Origin of the sequence: Rhodococcus oxybenzonivorans (genome assembly GCF_003130705.1) — a bacterium.
In the GTDB taxonomy this organism is placed as follows: Bacteria; Actinomycetota; Actinomycetes; order Mycobacteriales; family Mycobacteriaceae; genus Rhodococcus_F; species Rhodococcus_F oxybenzonivorans.
This window is the reverse complement of the sequence record NZ_CP021354.1, coordinates 6,535,609-6,558,723: the sequence shown is the minus strand read 5'-3', so window position 1 is coordinate 6,558,723 and position 23,115 is coordinate 6,535,609. Positions and strand designations below refer to the sequence as shown.

The following is a 23,115-nucleotide window of genomic DNA, read 5'->3' as shown; positions in this document are numbered from 1 at the left end:
CATGGAGCTGGACCTCGCCGCGCTTCGCACATTTGCCGCCGTTATCGACGAAGGCACGTTCGAGGCGGCGGCCCGAACCCTGCACATCACACCGTCCGCCGTGAGCCAGCGCATCAAGGCGCTCGAGCAACAGGTGGGACGCGTGCTGGTGCAGCGGGTGAAACCGGCGCGGGCCACGGACTCGGGGCGCGTGGTGCTCACCCTCGCACGGCAAGTGGCCCACCTCGAGCAGGAGACGATGGCCTCGCTCAATCCGAATACTGCGCAGACGAGCACGCTGCCCCTCGTCGTGAACGCGGATTCGCTGTCGACCTGGATGATCCCGGCCCTAGCCCGGTTGGCACCGGAACATCGTGTGCTGTTCGACCTGCACCGCGAAGACGAGTACCACTCCACGGCGCTGCTGCGGGAGGGAACGGTGATGGCGGCGGTGACGTCCGTTTCGGAGCCGGTGCAGGGATGCACGGTGGAAACACTCGGATCGATGCGGTACCGCGCACTGTGCAGCCGTGAGTTCGCCGATCACTGGTTCCCGGACGGGCCGACCGCAGAGGCTCTGGCAGTCGCCCCCATGCTCGACTTCGACCGCAAGGATGAGCTGCAGGCCAGATTCCTGCGGGGGTTCACTCGACGACGAGTGCATCCACCGCGGCACTTCGTTCCGGGTTCCTCGGCATTTTCGGACGCGGTCCACTACGGGCTCGGCTGGGGACTGCTCCCCGAACTGCACACGGGCAGCGACCACGGACTGGTCGAGCTCGATCCGGCGCGACCGATCGATGTACCGTTGTACTGGCAGCGGTGGAAGTTGGAATCGCCGCTACTCACGGCCCTCACCGGTGCCGTCCGCGAGGGGGCGCGCGAAGCGTTGCGGTGACGTGGGGTGGGCGCAACACTGGTGGCATGGACGCCGACAGCTCGATGGACCCGGTGCAGGCCCTCCGCGAGACAGCGTTCTGGCTCGAGCGATCCAGGGCGGAGACGCACCGGGTGAAGGCGTATCGGCGCGCCGCTGACGTGGTGGCGGGTTTGTCGGAGGAGCAGCGGGAGATCCGTCAGCGCACCGACAGCTGGAAGGATCTGCCGGGCATCGGACCGAAGACGGCGACGGTGATCCGTGAGGCACTCGACGGTGTTCCTGCCTACCTCACGGAATTGCGGGAAAAGGCGGAGCCCCTCGGTGGCGGTGCACTCCGCGAAGCGCTGAAGGGTGATCTGCACACTCATTCGGACTGGTCCGACGGTGGCAGCCCGATCGACGAGATGATGCGCAGTGCGGCTTCGCTCGGTCACGAATACTGCGCTCTCACAGACCATTCCCCGAGACTGACCGTGGCTAACGGATTGTCCGCCGATCGGCTGCGCGCCCAGCTCGAGGTGATCGCCCGCCTCAACGAGGAGCTGGCGCCCTTCCGTATTCTCACCGGCATCGAGGTCGACATTCTCGAAGACGGTTCGCTCGATCAGGATCCGGACCTCCTCGACGAACTCGACATCGTGGTGGCGAGTGTGCATTCGAAGCTTCGGGCCGAGAGTGGTGCGATGACGCGGCGGATGCTGAAAGCTGTGGAGAATCCGCGAGTCGATGTGCTGGGACATTGCACGGGTCGCCTCGTCACGGGAGGCCGCGGCACTCGGCCGGAGTCCACATTCGACGCAGAGAAGGTGTTCACCGCCTGCCGTGACCACGGCACCGCCGTCGAGATCAACAGCCGTCCCGAACGGCGCGACCCCCCGAGCAGGCTGATCGACCTGGCCATGGACCTCGGGTGTCTGTTCTCGATCGACACCGACGCGCACGCGCCCGGACAGCTTGCGTGGCAAGGGTACGGGTGTGAGCGGGCGATGCGGTGCGGCGTCGAACCCGAACAAGTGATCAATACGTGGCCGGCCGACGATCTACTGGAGTGGGCAGGTTCCCGGTAAGGGGAGAGGACGCCTGCGCCCAGAAGCGCTTCGGGATACGACCGGCATTCCGTGCGCGGCGCCCGGCTCGAACCGCGTCCGACATGGCCGCGGCCATGAGCGGCGGATCGAACGAGCGGGTGACGGCGGACGCGAGGAGCACGGCGTCGCACCCCAGTTCCATGGCCAGGGCCGCATCACTAGCGGTGCCTATCCCGGCGTCGAGGATGACCGGGACACCGGCGCGGGCGACGATCATCTCGATGTTGCGGGGGTTGGAGATGCCGAGTCCGGTGCCGATCGGTGAACCGAGTGGCATGACGGCGGCGCAACCGGCGTCCTCGAGCCGCATCGCCAGCACGGGGTCGTCATTGGTGTAGGGCAGCACGACGAAGCCGTCGTCGACGAGTTGCTCTGCTGCCGAGACGAGTTCGATGGCATCGGGAAGAAGGGTCCGCTCGTCCGCCACGACTTCGAGCTTCACCCATTCGGTGCCCAGCGCTTCGCGCGCGAGCCGAGCAGTGAGCACGGCCTCCGCGGCGCCCCGGCAACCGGCGGTGTTGGGCAACAGTGCGATGCCGAGTCGGTTCAGCAGTTCGAGCATGCCCGTCTTTCCTGCCGAGTCGACGCGGCGCATCGCGACAGTGGTCAGTTCGGTGCCCGATGCGAGGAGTGACTCCTCGAGAACGGAAAGGTTGGCTGCACCACCGGTTCCCATGATCAGCCGCGAAGAAAATGTGCGGTCTGCGATCGTGAGCGGGTCGACCCGGATCTCCGCCACCCTGCACCTCCTCCGGCCGGAACTTCTTCGTGTACCGCACCCTACGGGCCAGAGAACACGGAGGTGAGAACCACATGTGCGCTGCGTCATAGGTCCAGATTGGACCCACGGGCGCGCAACTATCTGGATCTTCTGGACCCGTACCAGGCCGGCCCAGAATGAGGTGCGAGGGCACACGATGGGAGCCGAGATGACCACGATCACCGGGCACAGAAACCGCACCCGCAGAGCGAGGGAGGCGGAGTGTCTCGCGGCGGAACTGGAATCCGCCCGTCGCCGCATCATCGAACTGATGGGCCAGCTCGACGAAACAGCACGTAGCCGGGACGATTTGCGCGACCGGATGCAGGCGATGGCGTGGAATGCCCGTTGGGGACGCGAGCAGATCGGGTTCGGCGTGCTGTGATTCAGCTGCGCTACAGCCAGGTGGTCGGGCGGATGAGATTGGCGAGATCCACCAGGGTGTATCGATGCCGACGCTCGGGCGCTTTGCGGGCGAGCGCCCGCAGTGCCGACTCGGCCCCGGTCCGCAGACCGTGTTCGGTGAACGGGACACCGAGAAGCGTTGCAGTCGTAGGGATTCGACCCGACCGCAACCAGTCCACTGCCACACCGAGCACGAGAACGCGGGTCTGCAGTGCACGTCGTTCGTCGTGGGCGAGGAGCTCGACCCGTTGGGCGGCTTCTTGTAGGTCCCGTTCGCACACGTCCGCGACGGGACGGTCGTGGACCAGCACGAGCACGCTCGTCAACCGCGCTTCTGCGTAGTGTCGCGAGGTGGGCGGCACCTCGTCGAGTGCCCGGACGGCGCCGTCCCGGTCACCACGGTGATCGAGTTGCCTGGCGAGGCCGAACGCCGCGCTGACGACGCCGTGATCCGTCCGCCACACTGTGCGGTAGAACTTCTCGGCCTCTCGCCGCCACACCTCGCAGTCCTCCCCTTCCCGGTACTCACAGCCCATCTCCGCCGTCGCCGCCAGCGCGAGCTTCGGAGCATCCTCGCCGGGAAGCGCAGTCAACACGGCGTCGAAACGGCCCAGCGCCGCCTCGAAGTCGCCCTCGAGAAGCGCACATATCCCGCTGTACCAGTCGATGCGCCACGCGTCTCCGCGCTCGAGCGGCAGAGAAGACAGGATCTGCGCTGCCTCCCGGGGATGTCCGAGGTCGAGGTGCGCTCGGGCTTCGGCGAGCGGAATCTCGATGCTGGGCCCCGCACCGCCCCGCAACGCTTCCCGCGCCCGGCTCAACGAATCCAGGAGTTCCTTCGGCCTGCTGTGCACCACCGTGAGGTACGGTGCCGCCGGATCATCGGGGTTGACGAGTGGGATAGGAAGCGCCCGAGCAACACCTATCGCACTGACGCGTTCGTTGCGGCGATGCCCGTCCACATACACATCGGTGCGGCTGATGGCGAGGTCCGTGCCGAAAGTGGTGCGCTGCGGGCTGAACAGTCGGGAGAGACCGGGACTCGGACGCCCGGTCTTCTGCGCGACGACCTCGCGGAGCACGCCCTCCAACTGTGTCGACATCTCCTCGGCGGAGACGAACCGACGTTCCGGATCGGCATCCGTGGCTCTGCGCAACAGCCGATGGTAGAACTCGTGCTCGGCCAGTAGCGGTGCCTGCTCCGGGGTGGGGAGACCGTCGACGTAGCGCCCCGAGTTCGAGGGCAGATCGATGGTGAGCGCGGCGAGCGTGCGGCCGACGGTGTAGATGTCCGAAGCCACCGTCGGACCGGTAGTGGCGATCTCCGGCGCCTGATAACCCGGTGTGCCGTAGATGTAGCCGTGGTCGCCGATACGCGCGACCGCGCCCAGGTCGATGAGCTTGAGCTGATCGTGGTCGCCGATCATGATGTTCTCGGGTTTGAGGTCGTTGTACACCAGTCCCATGGAGTGCAGATACGCCATTGCGGGTGTCACCTGGAGGATGTAGCCGATTGCCCGTTCCACCGGAAGCATCGGCCGCGGCGCACCGTCGGGTGTGTCCGCGTCGACCTCCGCCAGTACGTCCCGGAGTGTCCTCCCCCGGATGTACTCCATGACGATGTACCCGATGGGATTGCCGTCCAGCCCTGGGTGTTCGACGAAGTTGAAGATTTTGACGATGCTGGGATGCGTGACTTCTGCGAGGAACCGCCGCTCGGCCAGTGCGACCTCTTGCGCCTCGGGATCGCCCGAGTGCAGCAGTCCCTTGAGGACCACCCAGCGATCGTTCACGTTGTGGTCCAGCGCGAGGTAGATCCAGCCCACCCCGCCGTGCGCCAGGCAGCCCAGCACCTCGTACTGCCCGGCGACGAGCTCGCCTGTCTCCAGTTGCGGCGAGAAGGTGAACACGGTGCCGCAGTGCTCGCAGACGCCCTCCGTGGGCCCGGGTTTCCCGCTCGTCGAACGCCCGACCGGGCGACGGCATCGGTCGCAGAACCGTTTGTTCTCCGCCACCACGGGGTTGGTGAGGAGCATCGAAAGTTCCTGTGTTCCAGGGCGGTCCACAGTCGTCGGCGGCGAGTCGGTATCGTCGGCGAACGGGTCGAACCGCACACCGCGTGTGGATTGCGGCTCAACCCGGGGTGTTCGCTGAGTTTCGTCGCTCACGGCCCGACACCTCAATCCCGATAGGTCGGGGCGGGCGGGCCCGGAACCGGGCCGAGTACGGTCAGCCACCTGTCGTAGAGCGCCATCCACGTCCCGTCGGCCCGCATCCGATCGAGGGTGCCGTTCACGAAGCGCACCAGATCCTCATGGCTCTTGTTGACGCCGATGCCGTACGGCTCCGATTCCAATGGTGGGCCGACGATCTCGAGATTCGGATCCTGGGCGGCCAGCCCGGCGAGAATCGAGTCGTCGGTGCTGGCGGCATCGGCGTGCCGTTGCTGAAGGACCACCAAGCAGTCGTCCCAGTCGGGAACCGCGACAATCGTCGCCTCGGGTTGTACTCGCTGAACGGTGGCGAGCGACGTGGTCTCGGTGGCGGTGCACACTCGCTTGCCCGCAAGGTCCGCCGGTCCCTCGATGCCGGAACCCTTCGGTACCAGCAGTCGCTGGTAGGCCTGGAAGTAGACCGTCGAGAAGGCGACGCGCTCGGCACGTTCACACGTGATCGTGGTGCCCTTGACGACGAGATCCACCTCGTCGTTCTCCAGCGCGTCGAAGCGGCTACCGAAGGTGAGCAGCCGGTACTCGACCTTGGACGGATCGCCGAACAGATCGCGGGCAACCTCCTTCGCGACGTCGACGTCGAATCCCATCAGGGTGCCGGTGGTCGGGTCGCGGAAACTGAAGAGGTTGGTGTTCTGGTCGAGGCCCACGACCAGGCGTCCCCGGGCCAGGATGTCGTTCACCGCAGAACCAGGGGGTCGACTCCCTGGTGGGACAGCCGGGCCGGGCCGCAGGCTGGCGAGCGCACCGCACGTGTCCGGTGCGGGCGGTTCCGCCGGCGCGACGCCCGACGGCGGCAGAATCTGAGCCCCGTCGGACAACGGGAGCTCGGCGTAGTCGCCGCCGGGGATCGGCGAGAGCGGTTGCGGAACGGCGCACCCGGCGAAGAGGACGGTGGCGCACGCGCACACCAGGAGGTGCGGGCGGAAGGCGCGCCGTCTCGTCCGTGTCGGTCGATCCACCGGAACCATCAGTGGTACTCGTTCAGTCTTGGCCAGATCCCCCCACCGACGGCGAACCCGCAGAGGACGCCGATCACCATGCTACCCACCGCGAGCAGCGACAACGACCGATACGCTGCGGCCATTCCGTCCAGTTCCTCGGTGCGAAATCGCTCGATGCCGGTCCGGAGAGATTCGTCCAGGGCGGCGAACCGAGCGGTCGACGCGATCTCGCCCGAACCGATGGCGAGGGCGCTCGCACCCGAGTAGTCGCCGGCCGCGAGACTTTGCTGCAACATCTCGTGGGCGGCCCGCCACCCGTCCAGCGCGGCAAGCGCGTCGGCAACCTCGGGTCGCGCGTCGCTCTGTAACCGTCCGAGGGCGTCGGCCAGTGCGGAGGAGTGCGCCTCGTAATCGATCTCGGACTGCTCGTCGGAGCCGCGCTGCAACAATGCCAGTGTCTCGTCCGCCCGTGCCTGCTGGGCGAGAATGCGTGATTGTGTGATGGTGGCGAGTGGTTGTGCCCCTTCGCTTCTCGCCCGATCGATCGCCGATGTGGAGACCAGTGCGGCCGCGGCCAGCCACACCAGGAGGGTTGCGGTGAGAAGTGAGGCAACGACGAGACCGGGGTTGACGCGTCGCTTACTCTTGCGCGCCAGGTAGACCTGGGCGAGGACGAGTGCGATCAGCAGTCCCGCGGTGACGACGAATGCGGCGCGCGGCAGCCGGGCACCGTGGGCCTGTGTGTCGGCGACGGACCGCGACTGTTCGATGTACAGACGCTCGGCTGCAGGCAGGATGGTGTCCTGCATCAGGGCCGACGCGTCACCCAGATAGGCGACGCCCACCGGATTGCCCGACCGGTTGTTGGCGCGGGCGGTCGCGACGAGCGTGGTGTACACGGACATGTGCCTGGACACCTCCGACAGCAGGCGCAGCGCCCCGGCGTCCGTCGAAGACACTCCGTTCGACGCAGTCACCAGGGCGTTCGATGCATCACCGATCGCCTGGTTGTACCGGTTGCGTACCTCGCGGGGTTCGATTCCACCGGAAATGAAGGAGGTCGTGGCTGCGGCATCGGCGATCGACAGAGAGCTGTACAGAGCTTCCGCGGCGTACGCGAGCGGTTCGGTATGCGTCCGTAGTACGTCGATCCGCTGTTGACGGGCACCGATCGCGGCCGACGCGATGGCCCCGGTCGCGAGTGCTGCAGTCACCAGTGCGATGCCCAGCACGGAGAGCCGGCCCGGTGTCGAGGCAAGAAATTCGCGCCAGGGCTGCCGGCGGGATTCGGGCTCGACGAGCAGTGACTCGTCCAGCGAGTGCTCTTCGGTGACGGCGTTGTCTCCGCGGTGGAACACGGTGTCCTCCTCCGCCGAGGTGTTCTGCCAGTGTGCCCGATTTTCGCCGTATCGTGCCGAAAAGTCGATGTCGGGGGCCGGACACAGAAACGAGGACAGGGACCCGGTCCGGTCCCTGTCCTCGGATTCGATGGGGGTTCGTCAGAGTTGCTCGCGCGCTGAAACTCCGACGAGTTGTTCCGCTTCGGGGTTGGGCGCCGATGCTTCTTCGGCCGCAGGGACGGTGCCCTGCGGTTCCGCGCCGGCCCGGCTGCGACGGCGGAATTCGTATCCGATCAGGATGAAGACCAGGGTCACCACACTGAGCCAGAACTGCGAACGGGTAGTGGGCAGAACCGCCATCGCGGCAATCACGGCACCCATCAATCCGATGGTCGCGTAGCTCAGCCACGGGAACAGCCACATCTTCAGGCTGAGGGCCGAGGGGTCCTGCGCTTCGAGCTTCTTACGCAGGGCGACTTGGGAGAGGGCGATCATGAGGTAGACGAAGAGCGCGACGGCGCCGTAGGAGTTCACCAGGAACGAGAACACCAGGTCCGGGGAGACGAAGGCCGCGACCACGGATGCATACCCGATCACAGTGCCGGCCAGGATCGCGCGCCGTGGCACCCCGCCGCGGGACAGGTGCGTGAACATCCGGGGGGCGTCGCCGTTCCGAGTGAGGGCGAACAGCATTCGGGAGGAGGTGTAGAGCGCCGAGTTCAGGCAGGACAGCACCGCGGTGAGGATGACGATGTTCATGATCGTGGCGACTCCGGGAATGTGCAGGGCCGAGAGGGCTGCTGCATAGGGGCTGACTCCGACGGCCTCGGTGCTCCACGGCACGACCGCGACGACGACGAAGATGGAGCCGACGTAGAACGTGATGATCCGGACCACGATGGAGCGCATCGCCCGGGCAACCGCCTTCTTCGGCTCCGCTGATTCGGCCGCCGCGATGGTCACGATCTCCGCGCCGGTGAAGAAGGCGACGCAGGGGACGACCGCCGCGAGCACCGCGCCCCAACCGAGGGGGGCGAACCCGCCGTGGCTGACGAGGTTCGCGACTCCGGGAGTCGAGTCGGGCCACAGTCCGGTGATCCAGAGTGCGCCCAACCCCAGGAAGAGGACGATCGCGATCACCTTGATCGAGGAGAACCAGTACTCGAACTCGCCGAATGAACGCGCAGAGACAAGATTGGTACAGGTCAGGATGACGAGGAGGCCGAGACTGAGGATCCACAGCGGCGCGGACGGTAGATACAGCTGCAGTATGCGCCCGCCCGCAATGGCCTCGACGGCGACGACGATGACGAAGAAGTACCAGTACATCCACCCGACGGAGAAGCCGGCGCGATTACCGAGCGCTTCCCGGGCGTAGACGTAGAACGATCCGACGACGGGCCTCGCCACCGCCATTTCCGCGAGCATCCGCATGATCAGGAGGGTGATGACCCCCGCGATCAGGAACGACACGATCGCTGCCGGGCCGGCGTTCTCGATGACGACGCCGCTGCCGACGAACAATCCGGCACCGATCACGCCACCGAGGGCGATGAGGTTCATGTGCCGTTTCTTCAGGCCTTTTCCGAGGCCGGAGTCCTGAGTTCGGACCGGGGGTGGTGTTGAGGTCACGTCTTCCTCCACTGTGCGCTGACCGGGATCGTCAGGTCGCCATCGCGATCCGGGGGCGGACCGTCGGCGGTTCGGAACGGAGAACAGTGCCGGCGGGAGATACGGGAGACGATCTACCGCGAACTGAACTGTTGGTGTGATTCACAACACTGTATGGAGGGTGTGGAGGGGAGCACAGTGCCAGTTCGGGCACGCCTCTGGGGTCCAGATCCAGGTGAGGAGGAATTGGGAGGTACGCGAGAGGGCGGGGACCGTTCGATACGCCTGCGTGACCAACACGCAGGCGTATCGAAAGTCCTAGCCGTCGGTGTCACGGGCAGTCGCGCCGCACTCACCGCATGCCTGCATCAGCGCCGCACTGCGCGGGCGCCTGGCACGGGCCGGCAACCGAACCGCTGACCGCAAGCGTGAGGCAGGTCGGCCATGGGACGGATGGGTCCGGCGACCCGCTCTCCGCGCCGCCGGGAGGAGCGGCGACCAGGGCCAGTGCCGGCCGACGCTGTGCCGCGCCCGCAGGAAGCCGAGGCCGAGTACGAGCCCGAAGATCAGGTGCCCGATCAATGAGAGTGCGAGCGTCGTCGGCGTGAGCGGAAACATGGCTTGCTGCCCGTCCGGCGACAGGGCGACCGTGGCGATGAGGCCGGCCCACACCGGGAACACCGCAAAGGCGACGGAGGTGAGGACGACCGTGCGGCGTGACAAGTGCTGAAGGCCCAAGGCGAGGGCGATGAGAAAGAAACCGATTCCGATTCCGCCTCCGTCACCGATGTAACGCCAGAGATAACCGACGACTGCGCCGGTCCGGGTGTCGGATCCCGAGTGGAGCCAGGTACCCATTTTCGGAATGAAGTCGCCCCACAGGTCGAGCAGGTACACGGTGTCGAGGCGAAAGATGTCGTAGACCAGACACGCGAACATCCCCCAGCCGAGGCCATGGCCGACGATGCGGTCGATCGGGTGCGGAGCAAATACGCACAACACCGCGAGGGCGGCCGCGAGTGGAATGATCACCAGCGCGCCGGTGGTGTTCATCGGCACGACACCGAACACCTGCGCCGAGATCGCCAGTAGCGGTAGGGCGGCGAGCAGAAGGTAGAGGCCTGTCCGGGTGAGGGTCCAGTGGTGGCGGACTCGCTTCGGGCCGGATTCGACGGTGGGCGCGGCGGTTCGCGCCAACTCGTGATCGTGCGCGGCGGGGACAGTGGTGCCGAGGTTGTGCGACACAGTGGTGATGTCCTTTCGATCGAGGGGACTTCTTCCTCTGAGGGTTCCGTTCTGACGTTCTCAGCGTCCGGCAGATGGGCGGGTGTGAACAGTCACCTGAGGGTTAGTAATCGTCACCCTGAACGCGTTTGGATAGTCGAAGTTGTAAAACCGTTTCGACACAGTCAAATACGTCCCGCCTCCCAGAGACCGCCGCATACATGACTCCGCGGATATCGAGTTCTGGTCACGGCTCCGGTGTTAACGTGGAAGCACAGGGCGACCGGAGAGGTGCTTGTCGATGAATGGTTCCATTCGGAGATTGGCCACCGTGGCACTGACGCTGGTCGCTGCCGCGTTCATCGCCTCCCCACCTTCGGCGTATGGCTTCGCCGAAGACATCTGCTATAGCCCGGACGGTGCACCGCCACACAATTGCGCGCCTCTTCCACCCAGCTGTTCGCTCGACGACCCCAACGGCCCGATCTGCGGCCTCGAGGCATTTGCGCGCTACGGGTACACCCTGCGTCAACCGCTCGGTGGACGCAGCCTCGTGCACGCCGACTCCACGTACATCATCGCCCGCACCGTCGGCTTCTCAGAGCGAGATGCCTATTGGATCGCGGCATACGACGAAGCGACCGACCTCGGCACCTTCGCGCCGCGCGACATCAACGGCCGACTCGTCCCCGACTCGGACGCGTGGACCACCAAGGACATCGGCGGCCTCGTGCGCACCCACTTCGCCACCGGTGGGTTTCTGTTCCACTTCCTGCCGACGATGCGTGGACCGCTCGATCCCGAACCCGACGGCTCGCGACCCGATATCGGTGATCCCCGACACGAGGTCATGCTCACGCACGTGCGGCGCTGGGCGATGGCAGGCCCGGGTAGTAGCACTCCCCTGTGCACGGCAGGCTTCACCAATCTGTCCGCAGACGGCGACTATGCCACCGGCACAGGGTGTTACGGAGACGATCGGCCTGTGCAGATCAACGGTGTGTACAGCCTCGAGACCCCGATCGCAATCCCATTCACCAACGTGACCGGCCAGCAAGTCATTTCGGGGGAAGTCCGATCGTCGCAATTCGATTCCTGGATCGGTAGCGAATCTTCGAACGCGAGGATCGGCATCTACCTTCACGCACTCGGTGACCGCATTTCGCATCATGTCTGCACCGACGCCGGGACGATCAGTCCGCCATCGCCGGATCGGCCGGAGTTCCGGATCGATCTGAACAAACCCACGTGTGACCAGGGTCCGCACGCAGTCCGTCACGAGTACGAGACCGGTGTGGATTTCGCCGGGCTCGCGCCTGAGGATCAGACCACAGAGGCGGCGCTGTCGATGGTCTACGACGAGCTCGTCGACTTCGCACGAATTCGCGGAACTCTCGATGCCCGGGCCACGGCACCTGAGACGAAGAATGCACTCCTGCTCGACGGCCTTCTGCCGGCGCTGGAAGTCCGGCAGCCGGTCGAGCGCCTGCACGCCGTCACCGAGGTCGGATGCCGATTCGGTGTACCGGCATTCCCCGGAAATCCCGGGTGCCGCGGCTGATCGTTGCGCACTGAGCGGGCCCGCGCAGGAACAGCCTGGATGCTCGTAAAGTTGGTGGTATTCGTGGGTTGGAGGTACGAAAATGGCAACCACCACCGTGCCGACGAGTAGCTCGTTTCTCCCGGCGGGTCCGACTCTGGGGGTGGAGGAGGAGTTCGTCCTCGTCGACCCGAACACCGGACGACCCAGTCTGTACAACACCGAGGTGTGCGAGGCCGGGAACGAGCTGGGCATCGTCCTCCAGCGCGAGTTCTGTCGCTGCCAGATCGAAACGTCGACGTCGGTCGGCACCCACATCCGCGATCTGCGCGATCAGTTGTGTGAATCGCGCGCGGTAACCGCCGACGCCGCTGCCCGCACGGGATGCCAGCTCCTGGCAGTCGGAACGCCGATGTACGACCCGCCACCGAATTCGAATTCGATTACCGACACACCGAGGTATCAGCAGATGGCCGAGCGCTTCGGCGCCCTCTCCACGGGCGTGATGTGTGGCTGTCACGTGCACGTCGGCATCGAGGACCGCGAGCAAGCGGTGCAGGTGAGCAACCATCTGCGGCCCTGGTTGCCGGCGCTGCTGGCGCTGACCGCCAATTCCCCCATCGCCGGCGGCCTCGACACCGGTTATGCGAGCTGGCGGTACGTCCTGTTCGGCCGGTGGCCCAGCGCGGGACCGCCACCGTACTTCCAGTCCGCGCAGCATTACGACGACGCGGTGCAAGTGATGCTCGAGACCGGCGCCATCCTCGACACCGGCATGGTCTATTGGGATGTGCGGGTGTCGAATCATCTCCCCACTGTCGAGATCCGGATCAGTGACGTCCCCGCCACCATCAAGGAGACGATGACCCTGACCACCCTGGTGCACGCGTTGGTCATGACCGCGATCAAGGCGATTCACCGCGGCGAGTCGGCGCCGGCGATCGATCAGCAGGTGCTGCGCGGGGCGTGCTGGTTGGCGGCCCGCGACGGGCTCGCCGGGCACGGTCTCGATCCGGTGACCGCGCACCGAATGCCCGCGCACCGCCTGGTGTACCAGCTTCTGGCACACGTCAAGCCGGCTCTGGCGGAACTCGGCGAGTACTGGCAGGTGACCACGTCGCTGGCGTCGGTGCTCGATCAGGGCAACGGGGCTATCCGCCAACGCCAGACCCTTGCCCACCGGGGCAATGTTGCCGAGGTGATCTCCGAATGCGCACGCCGCACCTTCGAAGGTTGCCTCCCCGAACCGGGCGATGCGCTGCCGCTCTGAAACTGCGGGAGTCCCCCGCGCCCCCTGGTCCCTCTCCTTCCCTCAGATCTGGTTCTGGGCGGTCTGTATCTCCGAGTCGTAATGTGAGGTGACTCCCGCAAAGGTGATGTGAGTCACACATACCAGGGCGTTCGATCCGCGCCGCTCACCGGCAGGACAGGCAGGGTGGCGCGGACTTCGCCGCCGCTATTTGGAGGAAACGTGGACAGTACCGTTCCTGAACACACCGACAGCTCCGGTTTGGGCAAGGGGCTCAAACGCCGGCACATGAACCTGATCGCCCTCGGTGGCGTGATCGGCGCCGGTCTTTTCGTCGGCAGCGGTGTCGTCATCGGCGGTGCGGGCCCGGCCGCGATCATCTCCTTCCTCATTGCAGGCATCATCACGTTGCTGATCATGCGGATGCTGGCGGAGATGGCGGTAGCCAGGCCGGTGGTCGGGTCGTTCTACGTCTATGCCCGGCAGGCGCTCGGACGTCGCGCCGGGTTCGCGACGGGGTGGATGTACTGGTACTTCTTCGTCATCGTTGTTGCTGTCGAGGCCGTCGCCGGCGGCCGGATTCTGCAGCTCTGGCTGCCGATGATCCCGCTGTGGCTGCTGAGCCTCGGACTGATGCTGCTGCTGACGGCCACCAACATGGTCTCCGCCCGCTCCTACGGTGAATTCGAATACTGGTTCTCGTCTATCAAGGTCGTAGCGATCGTCCTCTTCCTCGGAATGGGTGCCCTCTGGATCACCGGGCTGTGGCCCGACTCGACGCCGGGGCTCGGCAACCTCGTCGACCACGGTGGATTCACCCCGCTCGGCTGGGGCGCAGTACTCGCCGCGGTCGTCCCCTGCGTCGCCTTCTATACCGGCGCAGAGATCGTGACGATTGCGGCCGCGGAGTCGGAGGAGCCGAAGCGGGCAGTGGCCCATGCCATGCGGTCGATCGTGGTGCGCATCGTGACGTTCTACGTCGGCTCCATTCTCGTCGTCGTCGCGATCCAGCCGTGGAACACCGAAAGCGTCGGTGTGAGCCCGTACGCCGCGGTGCTCGAGGTGCTCGGAATACCCGGCGTCGCCACGATCATGAACTTCATCGTCCTCACCGCGGTGCTCTCCTGCCTGAACTCCGCGCTGTACACCACATCGCGAATGTTGTTCGCGCTGACCCGCAACGGCGACGCACCGAAGTTGTTCACCAAGCTCTCCCACAACGGTGTGCCTCGCCGGGCGATCCTGCTCGGCACCACCGTCGGGTACGTTTCGGTTGCCTGCACCTATGTGTGGGGTGACATCGTCTTCAGCTTCCTCGTCAACTCGTACGGCGCCGTCGCGCTCTTCGTGTACCTCCTGATCGCTATCTCCCAGGTGGTGCTTCGGCGCAGACTCGAGCGTGAAGACCCTGCCGCACTGCAACTCCGGATGTGGTTGTTCCCCTGGCTGAGTTACGCGACTATCGCCCTGATGGCCACCGTCATCCTCGCGATGGCCTTCCTGCCGACAACCCGCTCCCAGTTCCTCATGAGCGGACTGACGCTCATCGCCATCCTGGTCACCTACGAAGTGCGGCGGTGGCTCGGCAAAGGCGGAGCAGACGACGACGCGCTGTCCGGTGCTCCCCCTATCGGTTCGCAGGACGAGTCGGTCGCGGAGGCCGAGAAGCGCATCGAGGCGATCGAAACGCTGGGCGGCTCGGACCTCGAACTGCTGGCCGCGGCGCAACAGGATCCACACACCGACCGTCATCAGAGGGGAGAGTCATGAGCGCATCCACCACCGGCACTGCGCGCGTCAAGCGGGGCATGGCCGAGATGTTGAAGGGTGGGGTCATCATGGACGTCGTCACCCCCGATCAGGCGAAGATCGCCGAGGACGCCGGCGCGGTCGCGGTGATGGCGCTCGAGCGGGTGCCCGCGGACATCCGCGCGCAGGGTGGGGTGTCGCGGATGAGTGATCCGGACATGATCGACGGCATCATCTCCGCGGTCTCGATCCCGGTGATGGCCAAGGCCCGGATCGGGCACTTCGTCGAGGCGCAGATCCTGCAGTCCCTGGGGGTCGATTATGTCGACGAGTCCGAGGTCCTGACCCCGGCCGACTATGCGAATCACATCGACAAGTGGAAGTTCACCGTCCCGTTCGTGTGTGGTGCGACGAATCTGGGTGAGGCGTTGCGGCGGATTACCGAGGGTGCGGCGATGATTCGGTCGAAGGGTGAGGCCGGTACCGGGGACGTGTCGAATGCCACCACGCATATGCGGACCATCGGTGGGGAGATTCGCCGGTTGACGTCGCTGAGCGAGGACGAGCTGTATGTGGCGGCGAAGGAGCTGCAGGCGCCGTATGACCTGGTGGTCGAGGTGGCGAAGGCGGGGAAGTTGCCGGTCACCATGTTCACCGCCGGTGGCATCGCGACCCCGGCGGATGCGGCGATGATGATGCAGCTCGGCGCGGAGGGTGTGTTCGTCGGGTCGGGGATCTTCAAGTCGGGTAATCCGGCGGAGCGGGCCGCGGCGATCGTGAAGGCCACCACGTTCTTCGACGACCCGGACGTGCTTGCGAAGGTCTCGCGTGGGCTGGGTGAGGCGATGGTCGGGATCAACGTCGACGACATCCCGGTTCCGCACCGCCTCGCCGAACGCGGTTGGTGACGTACCGAACTCACAGTCGTCGTTCAGCCCAGCAGTTCGGGGATCTCCGCAGCGCTGTCCAGGATGTGCGTGTGGGGCTCCAGGCTCAGAGTCGCCGCGTCGTGCGCGCCGGTCAGGACACCCACGACATACCGTGCCCCGGCGTTCGTCCCGGCCCGGAGATCGTTCGGAGTGTCACCACCCACCAGCACCTCGTCGACGCTCTGCACGCCGGCGAGTTCCATGGCGCGGAAGATGAGATACGGCGACGGCCTGCTCATCCGCACCTGATCGCTCGTGATCACCCCGTCGATGTCCCGCCCGATCTCCCACCCGACCTGCTCCAGTAGTGGTTCCGCGATCTGGCGTGAATAGCCGGTCTGGAGAACGACCTTGATGCCGCGCTGCCGCAACGTACCGAAGGCGTCGTGAACCCCGGGCAGTGCGGTGGGCGGAGTCTTGCGGTATGCAGCCAGAAGTATTGCGGTGAAACCGGATTCGACGGCATCCAGGACATTCTTCTCGGCCGGCACGCCGCTCTCTCGTAGCAGTCCCTCGATGGCCTGCCGCTTGCCCGTGCCCTTCCACCGGTCGAACCGATCGTCCGGAATCGGCTCGCCGAGGTGCTTCTCGACGGTGGCGCGTAACGCGACGTACACGGCGCCGCCTTCATCGACGCTCGTTCCGGCAATATCCAAGGTGACCAGGGAAACCCCGTGTTCGGTCATGGGTATGACTCCTCACTGTTGAGCCACTGGCAGGTGATGGCTGTCAGTGGGCGATCATCGACAGCACGTCGGCGATGACGTCGCTGTTGGTACCGCACGACAGATCGAGCGTTCGGCAGCGGTCGTAGTACGGGCTCAGGTCCAGCCCGACGCCGAGTCCGTACACCTCGACGGCCCGCTCGTCCTCGTATCGCTCGACCACGTCCTGCAGGTGGTGGTCCAGGTAGAACTCGTCGTTGGCCAGCGCGGTGGCGCCGTCCAGGGGGCTTCCGTCCGAGATCACGAACAGGAGCCTGCGGCCCTGGGTGCCCCGCAACCGGGAGCACGCCCAGTCGACGGCCTCACCGTCGACGCCCTCTTTGAACAGATCGTTCTTCAACAATCCCGCGATCGCGGGTCGCGCACGGCGCCAGGAGGTCTCGGCGTCCTTGAACACCAGCTGCCGGACTTCGTTGAGCCGTCCCGGGTTGTGCGGACGGCCGGACCGGAGCCAGTCTCGGCGGGCTCGGCCCCCGTTCCATGCAGCGGTCGTGAAGCCGAGGATCTCGCACCGGGCGTCGGCCAGTTCGAGGGCCCGGGCGAACACGTCGACCAGGACCGCGACCGGTTCGCCGAACTCCTTCATCGAACCGGAGCAGTCGATGAGGAAGGTCACCGTCGTGTCGGTGTGCGGCTCGGTGCGTTCGGCCCGGAAGAGTCTGCGCTCGGTGGGCGAGGTGACGAGCTGGGCGAGCCGGCGACCGTCGAGGTATCCCTCTTCCCGGCCGCCTTCCCATCCGTCGGTGACCGGTTCCGTGAGCACGGCTTTCAGCTGGCGTCCGAGTTTCCGGACGTTGAGGTGCTGCAGGTCGATGACGAGGTCGAGTCGCCGGCGGTACTCCTGGAGCAACTCCGGCCGGACGAGGGACGCGATCTGCCGGGTCTCGTCGTAGGCGCGGGTGAACACGCGGTATCCGTCTCCGTCCTCCCCCAGCGCGCGACTACGTCCCGATACCGCGGCCTGGAAGGTCTCGTCGTCTTCGGGGTCGAAGTCGAACAGGAAGGAGAACGCTGTCCGGCCGTCGCTCCGGTCGTCGGCCGAGACGTCCGTGTCGGTGGGTGACTCCAGGTGACGGCCGATCAGCTCGGCGACGGCCTGCGCGTGGATCCCGAAGTCGTTTTGCGAGAACCGGGTTCGACGCAGCCATGGAAGGTGGTCGCCGAGAACGGAGGCAAGAGCGAACCGGGTCGATTCGATCAGGTCCTCGGTGGCCTCGGGTATCGGTTCGGCGGTGATCCGGGCCCGGCACATCTGCGTCACCGTGAACAGCAACATCCCATGCACGGTCTCGGTCAGACCGGACGTCACGTAGTCCTGCGACCACTGCGTGAAGCGGCGGGAGAGGTTGGCGCGCACGCCGTTCCATGCGTCGGCGGCCAGCGACTCGACGCGGAATTGTTCCAGAATCTCGAAGATCAGCCGACCCGCCGTGTCGTCCGGGCACAGGCTGCGATGCAGGACGGGGTCGGTGTGGAGGAGGCGCGACGCCATGCCGTCCGCCGCACCGCGGAAGGACGTGAAGTCGGTGCCGTCGACCGACGGGTGCAGGTGTGTGGCGGGCATCGGTACGCGCCGATGTCCGCGGTGGAGTTCCGGTCCGCGGAAGTGCAGTTCGCCCTGGCCCGCGAGGGCGCGGATCGCGGCGGCACAGAGTTCGTGAATTTCCTGCTGACGGCGGACCGATGTGGGGCGCACGGACAGTTCTGTCATGACTGCCCGCTCAGGCCGTGCTCGTCGCGAGCATCGGCGACCGCTCCAGTTCCGAGTCGAAGCACCGCTGGAAGTACTCGGCGACGACGGGCCGCTCGGCCTCGTCGCACTTGTTGACGAACGACAACCGGAATGCCAGTGCCGGGTCGTGGAAGATCTCGATGTTCTCGGCCCAGGTGATCACCGTGCGCGGCGACATCAGCGTCGACAGGTCGCCGACCCGAAAACCGCTCCGGGTCAGGTTGGCCACGGCGACCATCGACCCGATGAGCTCACGGCTCAGTGACGGCACCCGTGCGGACACGATCTCGATCTCCTGTTCCGCAGGCAGGTGATCGAGCGTCGCGACGATGTTCCAGCGATCGATCTGCGCGTGATTGAGCCGCTGCACACCGTGATACAACCCGTTGAGATTGCCCAGGCCGACGGTGTTGGCGGTGGCGAATAACCGGAAGGCCGGATGCGGAGTCAGCACCCGGTTCTGATCGAGCAGGGTCAGTTTTCCGTCGCGTTCGAGGAGACGCTGGATGACGAACATGACATCGGGGCGGCCGGCGTCGTATTCGTCGAGGATCAGCGCGACAGGCCGCTGCAGTGCCCAGGGCAGAATGCCTTCCTGGAATTCGGTGACCTGCTTGCCTTCCCGGAGGACGACCGCGTCCTTGCCGATCAGGTCCAGCCGGCTGAGATGCCCGTCGAGATTGACCCGCACGCACGGCCAGTTCAGCCGAGCCGCGACCTGCTCGATGTGTGTGGACTTGCCGGTGCCGTGCAGTCCCTGGACCATCACCCGGCGGTTGCGGTCGAACCCGGCGAGCAGGGCGGTCGTCACCGCGTGATCGAACCGGTACGCGGGGTCGATGTCGGGGACGTGGTCGACGGGTTCGTGGAAGGCAAGCACCGTCAGGTCGGTGTGGAGTCCGAACAGCTCGCGCGCGGACACCACGTGGCTGGGGGCCGCAGTGGTCATTTCGGGCATGCGCCCTCCTTCAGTTCAGGTCTGTCACTTCGGTTTCCGTGACCTCGTTCTCGATCTCGCCGATGGCGTCGGCCGCCCGCCGCAACGCAGGAAGGAGCTTGAGCGCCTTGTCGGGGGTGAGTCGCATGACCGGGGCCTGGACCGCAATGCAGAGATTGGAATTGCCTGTGGCGCAGGGGACGAGCACCGCGGCGCAGACGAGTCCGGGGAGGAACTCTTCGTCGTCGATGGCGTAGCCGTCGCGGCGGACCTGCTTGAGTTCGGTCTCGATGAGCTCGATATCGGTGACGGTTTTGTTGGTGTAGCGCTCGAGCGGCATCCGCCCGAGGAGTCGCCGGCGTTGGGCGGGGCTGAGCTGCGACAGGATCATCTTGCCGCTGGCCGAGCAGTGCGCGGGCACCCGCGAACCCGCATGGAGCGTAAACCGAAGGGGCTCAGAGGTTTCCACTCGATCGAGATACACCACTTCGCTACCCGACAGAGTGGTCACGTTGCAGCTCTCGCCGAGTTCCGCGACCAGGTTTCGGAGGATGGCGTGTCGCGCACCGTGGTGGGTGTCGTTGAGCAGCAGATTCTCGGCGAAGCGACGCAGGCGCACGCCGGTGCCGTAATGCCTGCCGTTGTTCTGCCGGGTGAGGAGTCCGGCGCCCTCGAGCTGCTGGAGCATCCGGTGCAAGGTCGGCTTGGCCATGCCCGTCTCCTCGACGAGCCCTTGCAACGTGAACAGCTGGTCCTTGGACGCGATCATCTCGAGCAGCGCGAACAGGCGGAGCGTCGGCGTGTCCCCGGGTAGCTCCGTTGTCGGGTGTCCGTTCGACTCGTCGATCCGGTGAATCTCACCCACGGTTCCTCCTAGGCCCAGACGGCGACGCCTTCACGTCGTGTATCGAAAAATCATACATCCCGTTCCAGTTTTAGGAACATTCATTGACGAAGTGTGTGACGTGGCCTACTGTTCCAACACATCACAAAATCACGAACGAAACGTTCCGATTTTTGACATTCTCAGCCGTTTCCGGCGCACCCCTGAAGGAGGATCACGCATGAGCAAGAAGAAGAACGGTGCCGATCGCACCGCTGTCTCCGGTGTACAGAAGATGACACCGTCGGAGGCGTTCGTCGAGACCATGGTCGCGAACGGTGTGACGGACATGTTCGGCATCATGGGTTCGGCCTTCATGGATGCGATGGACATCTTCGCGCCCGCCGGAATCCGGCTCGTCCCGGTGGTGCACGAGCAGGGTGCGGGACACATGGCGGATGGATACGCCCGGGTCAGCGGGCGGCACGGCATGGTGATCGGCCAGAACGGGCCGGGAATCAGCAACTGTGTCACGGCGATCGCTGCCGCATTCTGGGCACATAGCCCCGTCGTCATCGTCACCCCCGAGGCCGGCACCATGGGCACGGGCCTGGGCGGCTTCCAGGAAGCTAACCAGCTGCCGATGTTCCAGGAGTTCACCAAGTACCAGGGCCACGTCAACAACCCGAAGCGCATGGCCGAATTTACCGGCCGCTGTTTCGACCGCGCGATGTCCGAGATGGGTCCGACGCAACTCAACATTCCGCGCGACTTCTTTTACGGTGAGATCGAGACCGAGATCCCGCAGCCCACCCGGCTCGACCGCGGTCCCGGCGGCGAAAAGAGCCTGAACGAGGCTGCAGAACTGCTCGCCCAGGCTGAATTCCCGGTGATCGTGTCCGGTGGCGGCGTGGTGATGGCCGACGGCGTCGAGGAGTGCAAGGCACTCGCCGAGCGTCTCGGCGCCCCCGTCGTCAACAGCTACCTGCACAACGACTCGTTCCCCGCCAGCCACCCGCTGTGGACCGGACCGCTGGGCTACCAGGGTTCCAAGGCCGCGATGAAGCTGATCAGCCAGGCCGACGTGGTGCTCGCCCTCGGCACCCGTCTCGGCCCCTTCGGCACGCTCCCGCAGCACGGCATGGACTACTGGCCCAAGAACGCGAAGATCATCCAGATCGATGCGGACCACAAGATGCTCGGCCTGGTCAAGAAGGTGTCGGTCGGAATCTGCGGCGACGCGAAGGCTGCCGCCGTCGCACTCACCGAACGCCTCGAGGGTAAGGCCCTCGCGTGCGACGCCAATCGGGCGGCACGCAGCGAGAAGATCGACGCCGAGAAAGCCGCGTGGGAGAAGGAACTCGACGAGTGGACGCATGAGCGCGATCCGTTCAGCCTCGACATGATCGCCGAACAGGAAGGCGAGGAGGGCAATTGGCTGCACCCCCGCCAGGTGCTGCGTGAGCTGGAGAAGGCGATGCCGGAAGACGTGATGGTCTCCACCGACATCGGCAACATCAACTCCGTCGCCAACAGCTACCTCCGGTTCGAGAAGCCGCGCAGCTTCCTGGCTCCGATGAGCTTCGGTAACTGCGGATACGCGTTGCCCACCATCATCGGCGCGAAGGCGGCGGCACCGGAACGGCCCGCCATCGCCTACGCAGGCGACGGCGCCTGGGGGATGAGCCTGGGCGAGGTCATGACCGCGGTCCGGCACGACATCCCGGTCACCGCCGTCGTATTCCACAACCGGCAGTGGGGTGCGGAGAAGAAGAACCAGGTCGACTTCTACAACCGCCGCTTCGTTGCCGGTGAGCTCGAGAGCGAATCTTTCGCCGGGATCGCACAGGCGATGGGCGCCGAAGGCATCGTCGTCGACAAGCTCGAAGAGGTCGGTCCCGCACTGCAGCGCGCGGTCGCCGCACAGATGAACGAGGGCAAGACGACGGTCATCGAGATCATGTGCACCCGCGAACTCGGCGACCCCTTCCGCCGCGACGCGCTGTCGAAGCCGGTTCGCCTGCTCGACAAGTACAAGGACTACGTGTAGTCCGCTTTTCCCACCACGTAGCCCCCGGCCCGACGTCGGGGGCTACGTCCCGTGCTTTTCTGGTACCGACGATCGGGTGCCGTCTGGATCTGTCGCTTCGCCGCCGCGACCCCCACACTTGCGACGGAGACAACGGCGAATGGAAGCGGTGCTACAGGGTATGGCGGCAACGGTGTGGGATCTGTCGCTGCCCGCCCTCATCCTTGCGCTCGGCATCGTGGTGGCCGGCGGCGTCGTCCGCGGTTTCGGCGGCTTCGGTGGTGCGATGGTGTGGGTGGCGGGACTCGTCGTCCTGCTCCCGCCGACGTCGGTGATCCCCACCGTGTTCGTCCTCGAGGTCGTCGCGAGCGCCGCGATGCTTCCTCAGGTGTGGCGGCAGGTGCACTGGAAGTCGTTGCGCTGGTTGTTCGCCGGCACCCTGATCGGCATGCCGCTCGGGATGTGGGCGCTCACGCAGCTGTCCGGTGACCTGGTGCGGGTGCTGCTGGGTGTGGCGATCATCGGCTCCGCCGTCGCGATGGCCGCCGTCCCCGACCGCCAGTCACTGCCCGGCCCCGGTGCGACCACTGTAACGGGAGTGGCCTCCGGCCTCCTCAACGGCGGCTTCGCCCTCGGTGGTCCACCCGCCGTCCTGATGTACTTCTCCGCGTCCTCCCACGTCGCCGCCGGGCGTGCCTCGCTCGTCGTGTTCTTCCTCGTCATCGACGCGTTCGGCGCCGCCGGGTCGGCTGCCGGTGGTCTCCTCACGGTTCCCGTCCTGGCGCAGATCGCCTTGTTCACGCCGCTATGCATGTTCGGCGCCGCCGCGGGAAAACGGTTGTTCGACCGCACCACCGCCCAGCAGGTCCGCCAGCGGGTGCTGTGGCTACTCGGCTTCCTCGGCGCCGCCGTCCTCGTGCAGGTGGCGTTGCCCTGAAGC

19 protein-coding genes are annotated in these 23,115 nt (G+C 65.9%); 9 read left to right on the top strand and 10 right to left on the bottom strand.

The window, feature by feature from the left end:
* Nucleotide 1: 1 nt before the first annotated feature.
* Nucleotides 2-877 carry a LysR family transcriptional regulator ArgP gene (locus tag CBI38_RS30430; RefSeq protein ID WP_109334716.1) on the top strand — a complete coding sequence of 292 codons (876 nt, stop codon included), beginning with the start codon at nt 2-4 and terminating at the stop codon, nt 875-877.
* Nucleotides 878-921: 44 nt separating this feature from the next.
* Nucleotides 922-1,926 (top strand): PHP domain-containing protein, encoded by a 1,005-nt coding sequence (locus tag CBI38_RS30425; RefSeq protein ID WP_109335489.1) that lies wholly within the window; start codon nt 922-924, stop codon nt 1,924-1,926.
* On the opposite strand, the gene thiG is transcribed toward CBI38_RS30425, so the two are convergent.
* Nucleotides 1,877-2,677, bottom strand: a complete 801-nt coding sequence (gene thiG / locus CBI38_RS30420; RefSeq protein WP_418328356.1) for a thiazole synthase — start codon at nt 2,675-2,677, stop codon at nt 1,877-1,879. The genes CBI38_RS30425 and thiG overlap by 50 nt on opposite strands.
* Before the next feature lie 199 nt (nt 2,678-2,876).
* Between thiG and CBI38_RS30415 the strand changes: the two genes are divergently transcribed.
* Complete coding sequence (locus CBI38_RS30415) at nt 2,877-3,092, top strand: hypothetical protein (protein WP_109335488.1); 216 nt, start codon at nt 2,877-2,879, stop codon at nt 3,090-3,092.
* Nucleotides 3,093-3,102: 10 nt separating this feature from the next.
* Here the strand turns inward: CBI38_RS30415 and CBI38_RS30410 are convergent, their stop codons facing one another.
* From CBI38_RS30410 to CBI38_RS30390, 5 genes are all read right to left on the bottom strand, one after another.
* The gene (locus CBI38_RS30410; RefSeq protein ID WP_109334714.1) at nt 3,103-5,280 is read right to left on the bottom strand and encodes a serine/threonine-protein kinase; all 2,178 of its coding nucleotides are present in this window, start codon (nt 5,278-5,280) and stop codon (nt 3,103-3,105) included.
* An 11-nt stretch (nt 5,281-5,291) separates the two neighbouring features.
* Nucleotides 5,292-6,314: a glutamate ABC transporter substrate-binding protein gene (locus CBI38_RS30405; RefSeq protein ID WP_109334713.1), complete on the bottom strand. Its 1,023-nt coding sequence runs from the start codon at nt 6,312-6,314 to the stop codon at nt 5,292-5,294.
* Nucleotides 6,314-7,645, bottom strand: coding sequence for a hypothetical protein (locus tag CBI38_RS30400; RefSeq protein WP_109334712.1), 1,332 nt, complete (start codon nt 7,643-7,645; stop codon nt 6,314-6,316). The genes CBI38_RS30405 and CBI38_RS30400 overlap by 1 nt, the downstream gene beginning before the upstream one ends.
* Nucleotides 7,646-7,786: 141 nt before the next feature.
* Complete coding sequence (locus tag CBI38_RS30395) at nt 7,787-9,190, bottom strand: amino acid permease (protein ID WP_230990291.1); 1,404 nt, start codon at nt 9,188-9,190, stop codon at nt 7,787-7,789.
* A 366-nt stretch (nt 9,191-9,556) separates the two neighbouring features.
* The gene (locus CBI38_RS30390) at nt 9,557-10,483 is read right to left on the bottom strand and encodes a hypothetical protein (protein ID WP_109334710.1); all 927 of its coding nucleotides are present in this window, start codon (nt 10,481-10,483) and stop codon (nt 9,557-9,559) included.
* 280 nt (nt 10,484-10,763) lie between these two features.
* On the opposite strand from CBI38_RS30390, the gene CBI38_RS30385 reads away from it, so the two are divergent.
* From CBI38_RS30385 to pdxS, 4 genes are all read left to right on the top strand, one after another.
* The gene (locus CBI38_RS30385) at nt 10,764-12,023 is read left to right on the top strand and encodes a hypothetical protein (RefSeq protein ID WP_109334709.1); all 1,260 of its coding nucleotides are present in this window, start codon (nt 10,764-10,766) and stop codon (nt 12,021-12,023) included.
* Between the two features lie 82 nt (nt 12,024-12,105).
* Nucleotides 12,106-13,272 (top strand): glutamate--cysteine ligase 2, encoded by a 1,167-nt coding sequence (locus CBI38_RS30380; RefSeq protein WP_109334708.1) that lies wholly within the window; start codon nt 12,106-12,108, stop codon nt 13,270-13,272.
* 201 nt (nt 13,273-13,473) lie between these two features.
* Nucleotides 13,474-15,021 (top strand): amino acid permease, encoded by a 1,548-nt coding sequence (locus tag CBI38_RS30375; protein WP_109334707.1) that lies wholly within the window; start codon nt 13,474-13,476, stop codon nt 15,019-15,021.
* Complete coding sequence (pdxS, locus tag CBI38_RS30370) at nt 15,018-15,908, top strand: pyridoxal 5'-phosphate synthase lyase subunit PdxS (protein ID WP_109334706.1); 891 nt, start codon at nt 15,018-15,020, stop codon at nt 15,906-15,908. Before CBI38_RS30375 ends, pdxS begins: the two co-directional genes overlap by 4 nt.
* Before the next feature lie 23 nt (nt 15,909-15,931).
* Here the strand turns inward: pdxS and CBI38_RS30365 are convergent, their stop codons facing one another.
* The 4 genes from CBI38_RS30365 to CBI38_RS30350 are packed head-to-tail and all read right to left on the bottom strand — an operon-like array spanning nt 15,932 to nt 20,188.
* Entirely contained in the window at nt 15,932-16,615 is a 684-nt protein-coding gene (locus tag CBI38_RS30365) for a phosphonatase-like hydrolase (RefSeq protein WP_109334705.1), read from the bottom strand.
* A 43-nt stretch (nt 16,616-16,658) separates the two neighbouring features.
* On the bottom strand, nt 16,659-18,365 hold the full coding sequence (locus CBI38_RS30360; protein ID WP_109334704.1) for a cobaltochelatase CobT-related protein: 1,707 nt from the start codon (nt 18,363-18,365) through the stop codon (nt 16,659-16,661).
* Between the two features lie 10 nt (nt 18,366-18,375).
* A complete protein-coding gene (locus CBI38_RS30355; protein ID WP_109334703.1) occupies nt 18,376-19,344 on the bottom strand; it encodes an AAA family ATPase in 969 nt (322 codons plus the stop codon).
* A 10-nt stretch (nt 19,345-19,354) separates the two neighbouring features.
* A complete protein-coding gene (locus tag CBI38_RS30350) occupies nt 19,355-20,188 on the bottom strand; it encodes an IclR family transcriptional regulator (RefSeq protein WP_109334702.1) in 834 nt (277 codons plus the stop codon).
* Between the two features lie 199 nt (nt 20,189-20,387).
* Between CBI38_RS30350 and xsc the strand changes: the two genes are divergently transcribed.
* Nucleotides 20,388-22,196, top strand: coding sequence for a sulfoacetaldehyde acetyltransferase (xsc, locus tag CBI38_RS30345; RefSeq protein WP_109334701.1), 1,809 nt, complete (start codon nt 20,388-20,390; stop codon nt 22,194-22,196).
* A gap of 139 nt (nt 22,197-22,335) precedes the next feature.
* Nucleotides 22,336-23,112 (top strand): sulfite exporter TauE/SafE family protein, encoded by a 777-nt coding sequence (locus CBI38_RS30340; protein ID WP_230990025.1) that lies wholly within the window; start codon nt 22,336-22,338, stop codon nt 23,110-23,112.
* The last annotated feature ends 3 nt before the right edge of the window (nt 23,113-23,115 follow it).

Coding starts and splice junctions, on each gene's coding strand:
- xsc (WP_109334701.1), top strand. CDS start 20,388: ATGAGCAAGAAGAAGAACGGTGCCGATCGCACCGCTGTCTCCGGTGTA.
- CBI38_RS30340 (WP_230990025.1), top strand. CDS start 22,336: ATGGAAGCGGTGCTACAGGGTATGGCGGCAACGGTGTGGGATCTGTCG.
- CBI38_RS30365 (WP_109334705.1), bottom strand. CDS start 16,615: ATGACCGAACACGGGGTTTCCCTGGTCACCTTGGATATTGCCGGAACG.
- CBI38_RS30415 (WP_109335488.1), top strand. CDS start 2,877: ATGACCACGATCACCGGGCACAGAAACCGCACCCGCAGAGCGAGGGAG.
- CBI38_RS30430 (WP_109334716.1), top strand. CDS start 2: ATGGAGCTGGACCTCGCCGCGCTTCGCACATTTGCCGCCGTTATCGAC.
- CBI38_RS30395 (WP_230990291.1), bottom strand. CDS start 9,190: ATGAACCTCATCGCCCTCGGTGGCGTGATCGGTGCCGGATTGTTCGTC.
- CBI38_RS30360 (WP_109334704.1), bottom strand. CDS start 18,365: ATGACAGAACTGTCCGTGCGCCCCACATCGGTCCGCCGTCAGCAGGAA.
- CBI38_RS30405 (WP_109334713.1), bottom strand. CDS start 6,314: ATGGTTCCGGTGGATCGACCGACACGGACGAGACGGCGCGCCTTCCGC.
- pdxS (WP_109334706.1), top strand. CDS start 15,018: ATGAGCGCATCCACCACCGGCACTGCGCGCGTCAAGCGGGGCATGGCC.
- CBI38_RS30355 (WP_109334703.1), bottom strand. CDS start 19,344: ATGCCCGAAATGACCACTGCGGCCCCCAGCCACGTGGTGTCCGCGCGC.
- CBI38_RS30380 (WP_109334708.1), top strand. CDS start 12,106: ATGGCAACCACCACCGTGCCGACGAGTAGCTCGTTTCTCCCGGCGGGT.
- CBI38_RS30385 (WP_109334709.1), top strand. CDS start 10,764: ATGAATGGTTCCATTCGGAGATTGGCCACCGTGGCACTGACGCTGGTC.
- CBI38_RS30425 (WP_109335489.1), top strand. CDS start 922: ATGGACCCGGTGCAGGCCCTCCGCGAGACAGCGTTCTGGCTCGAGCGA.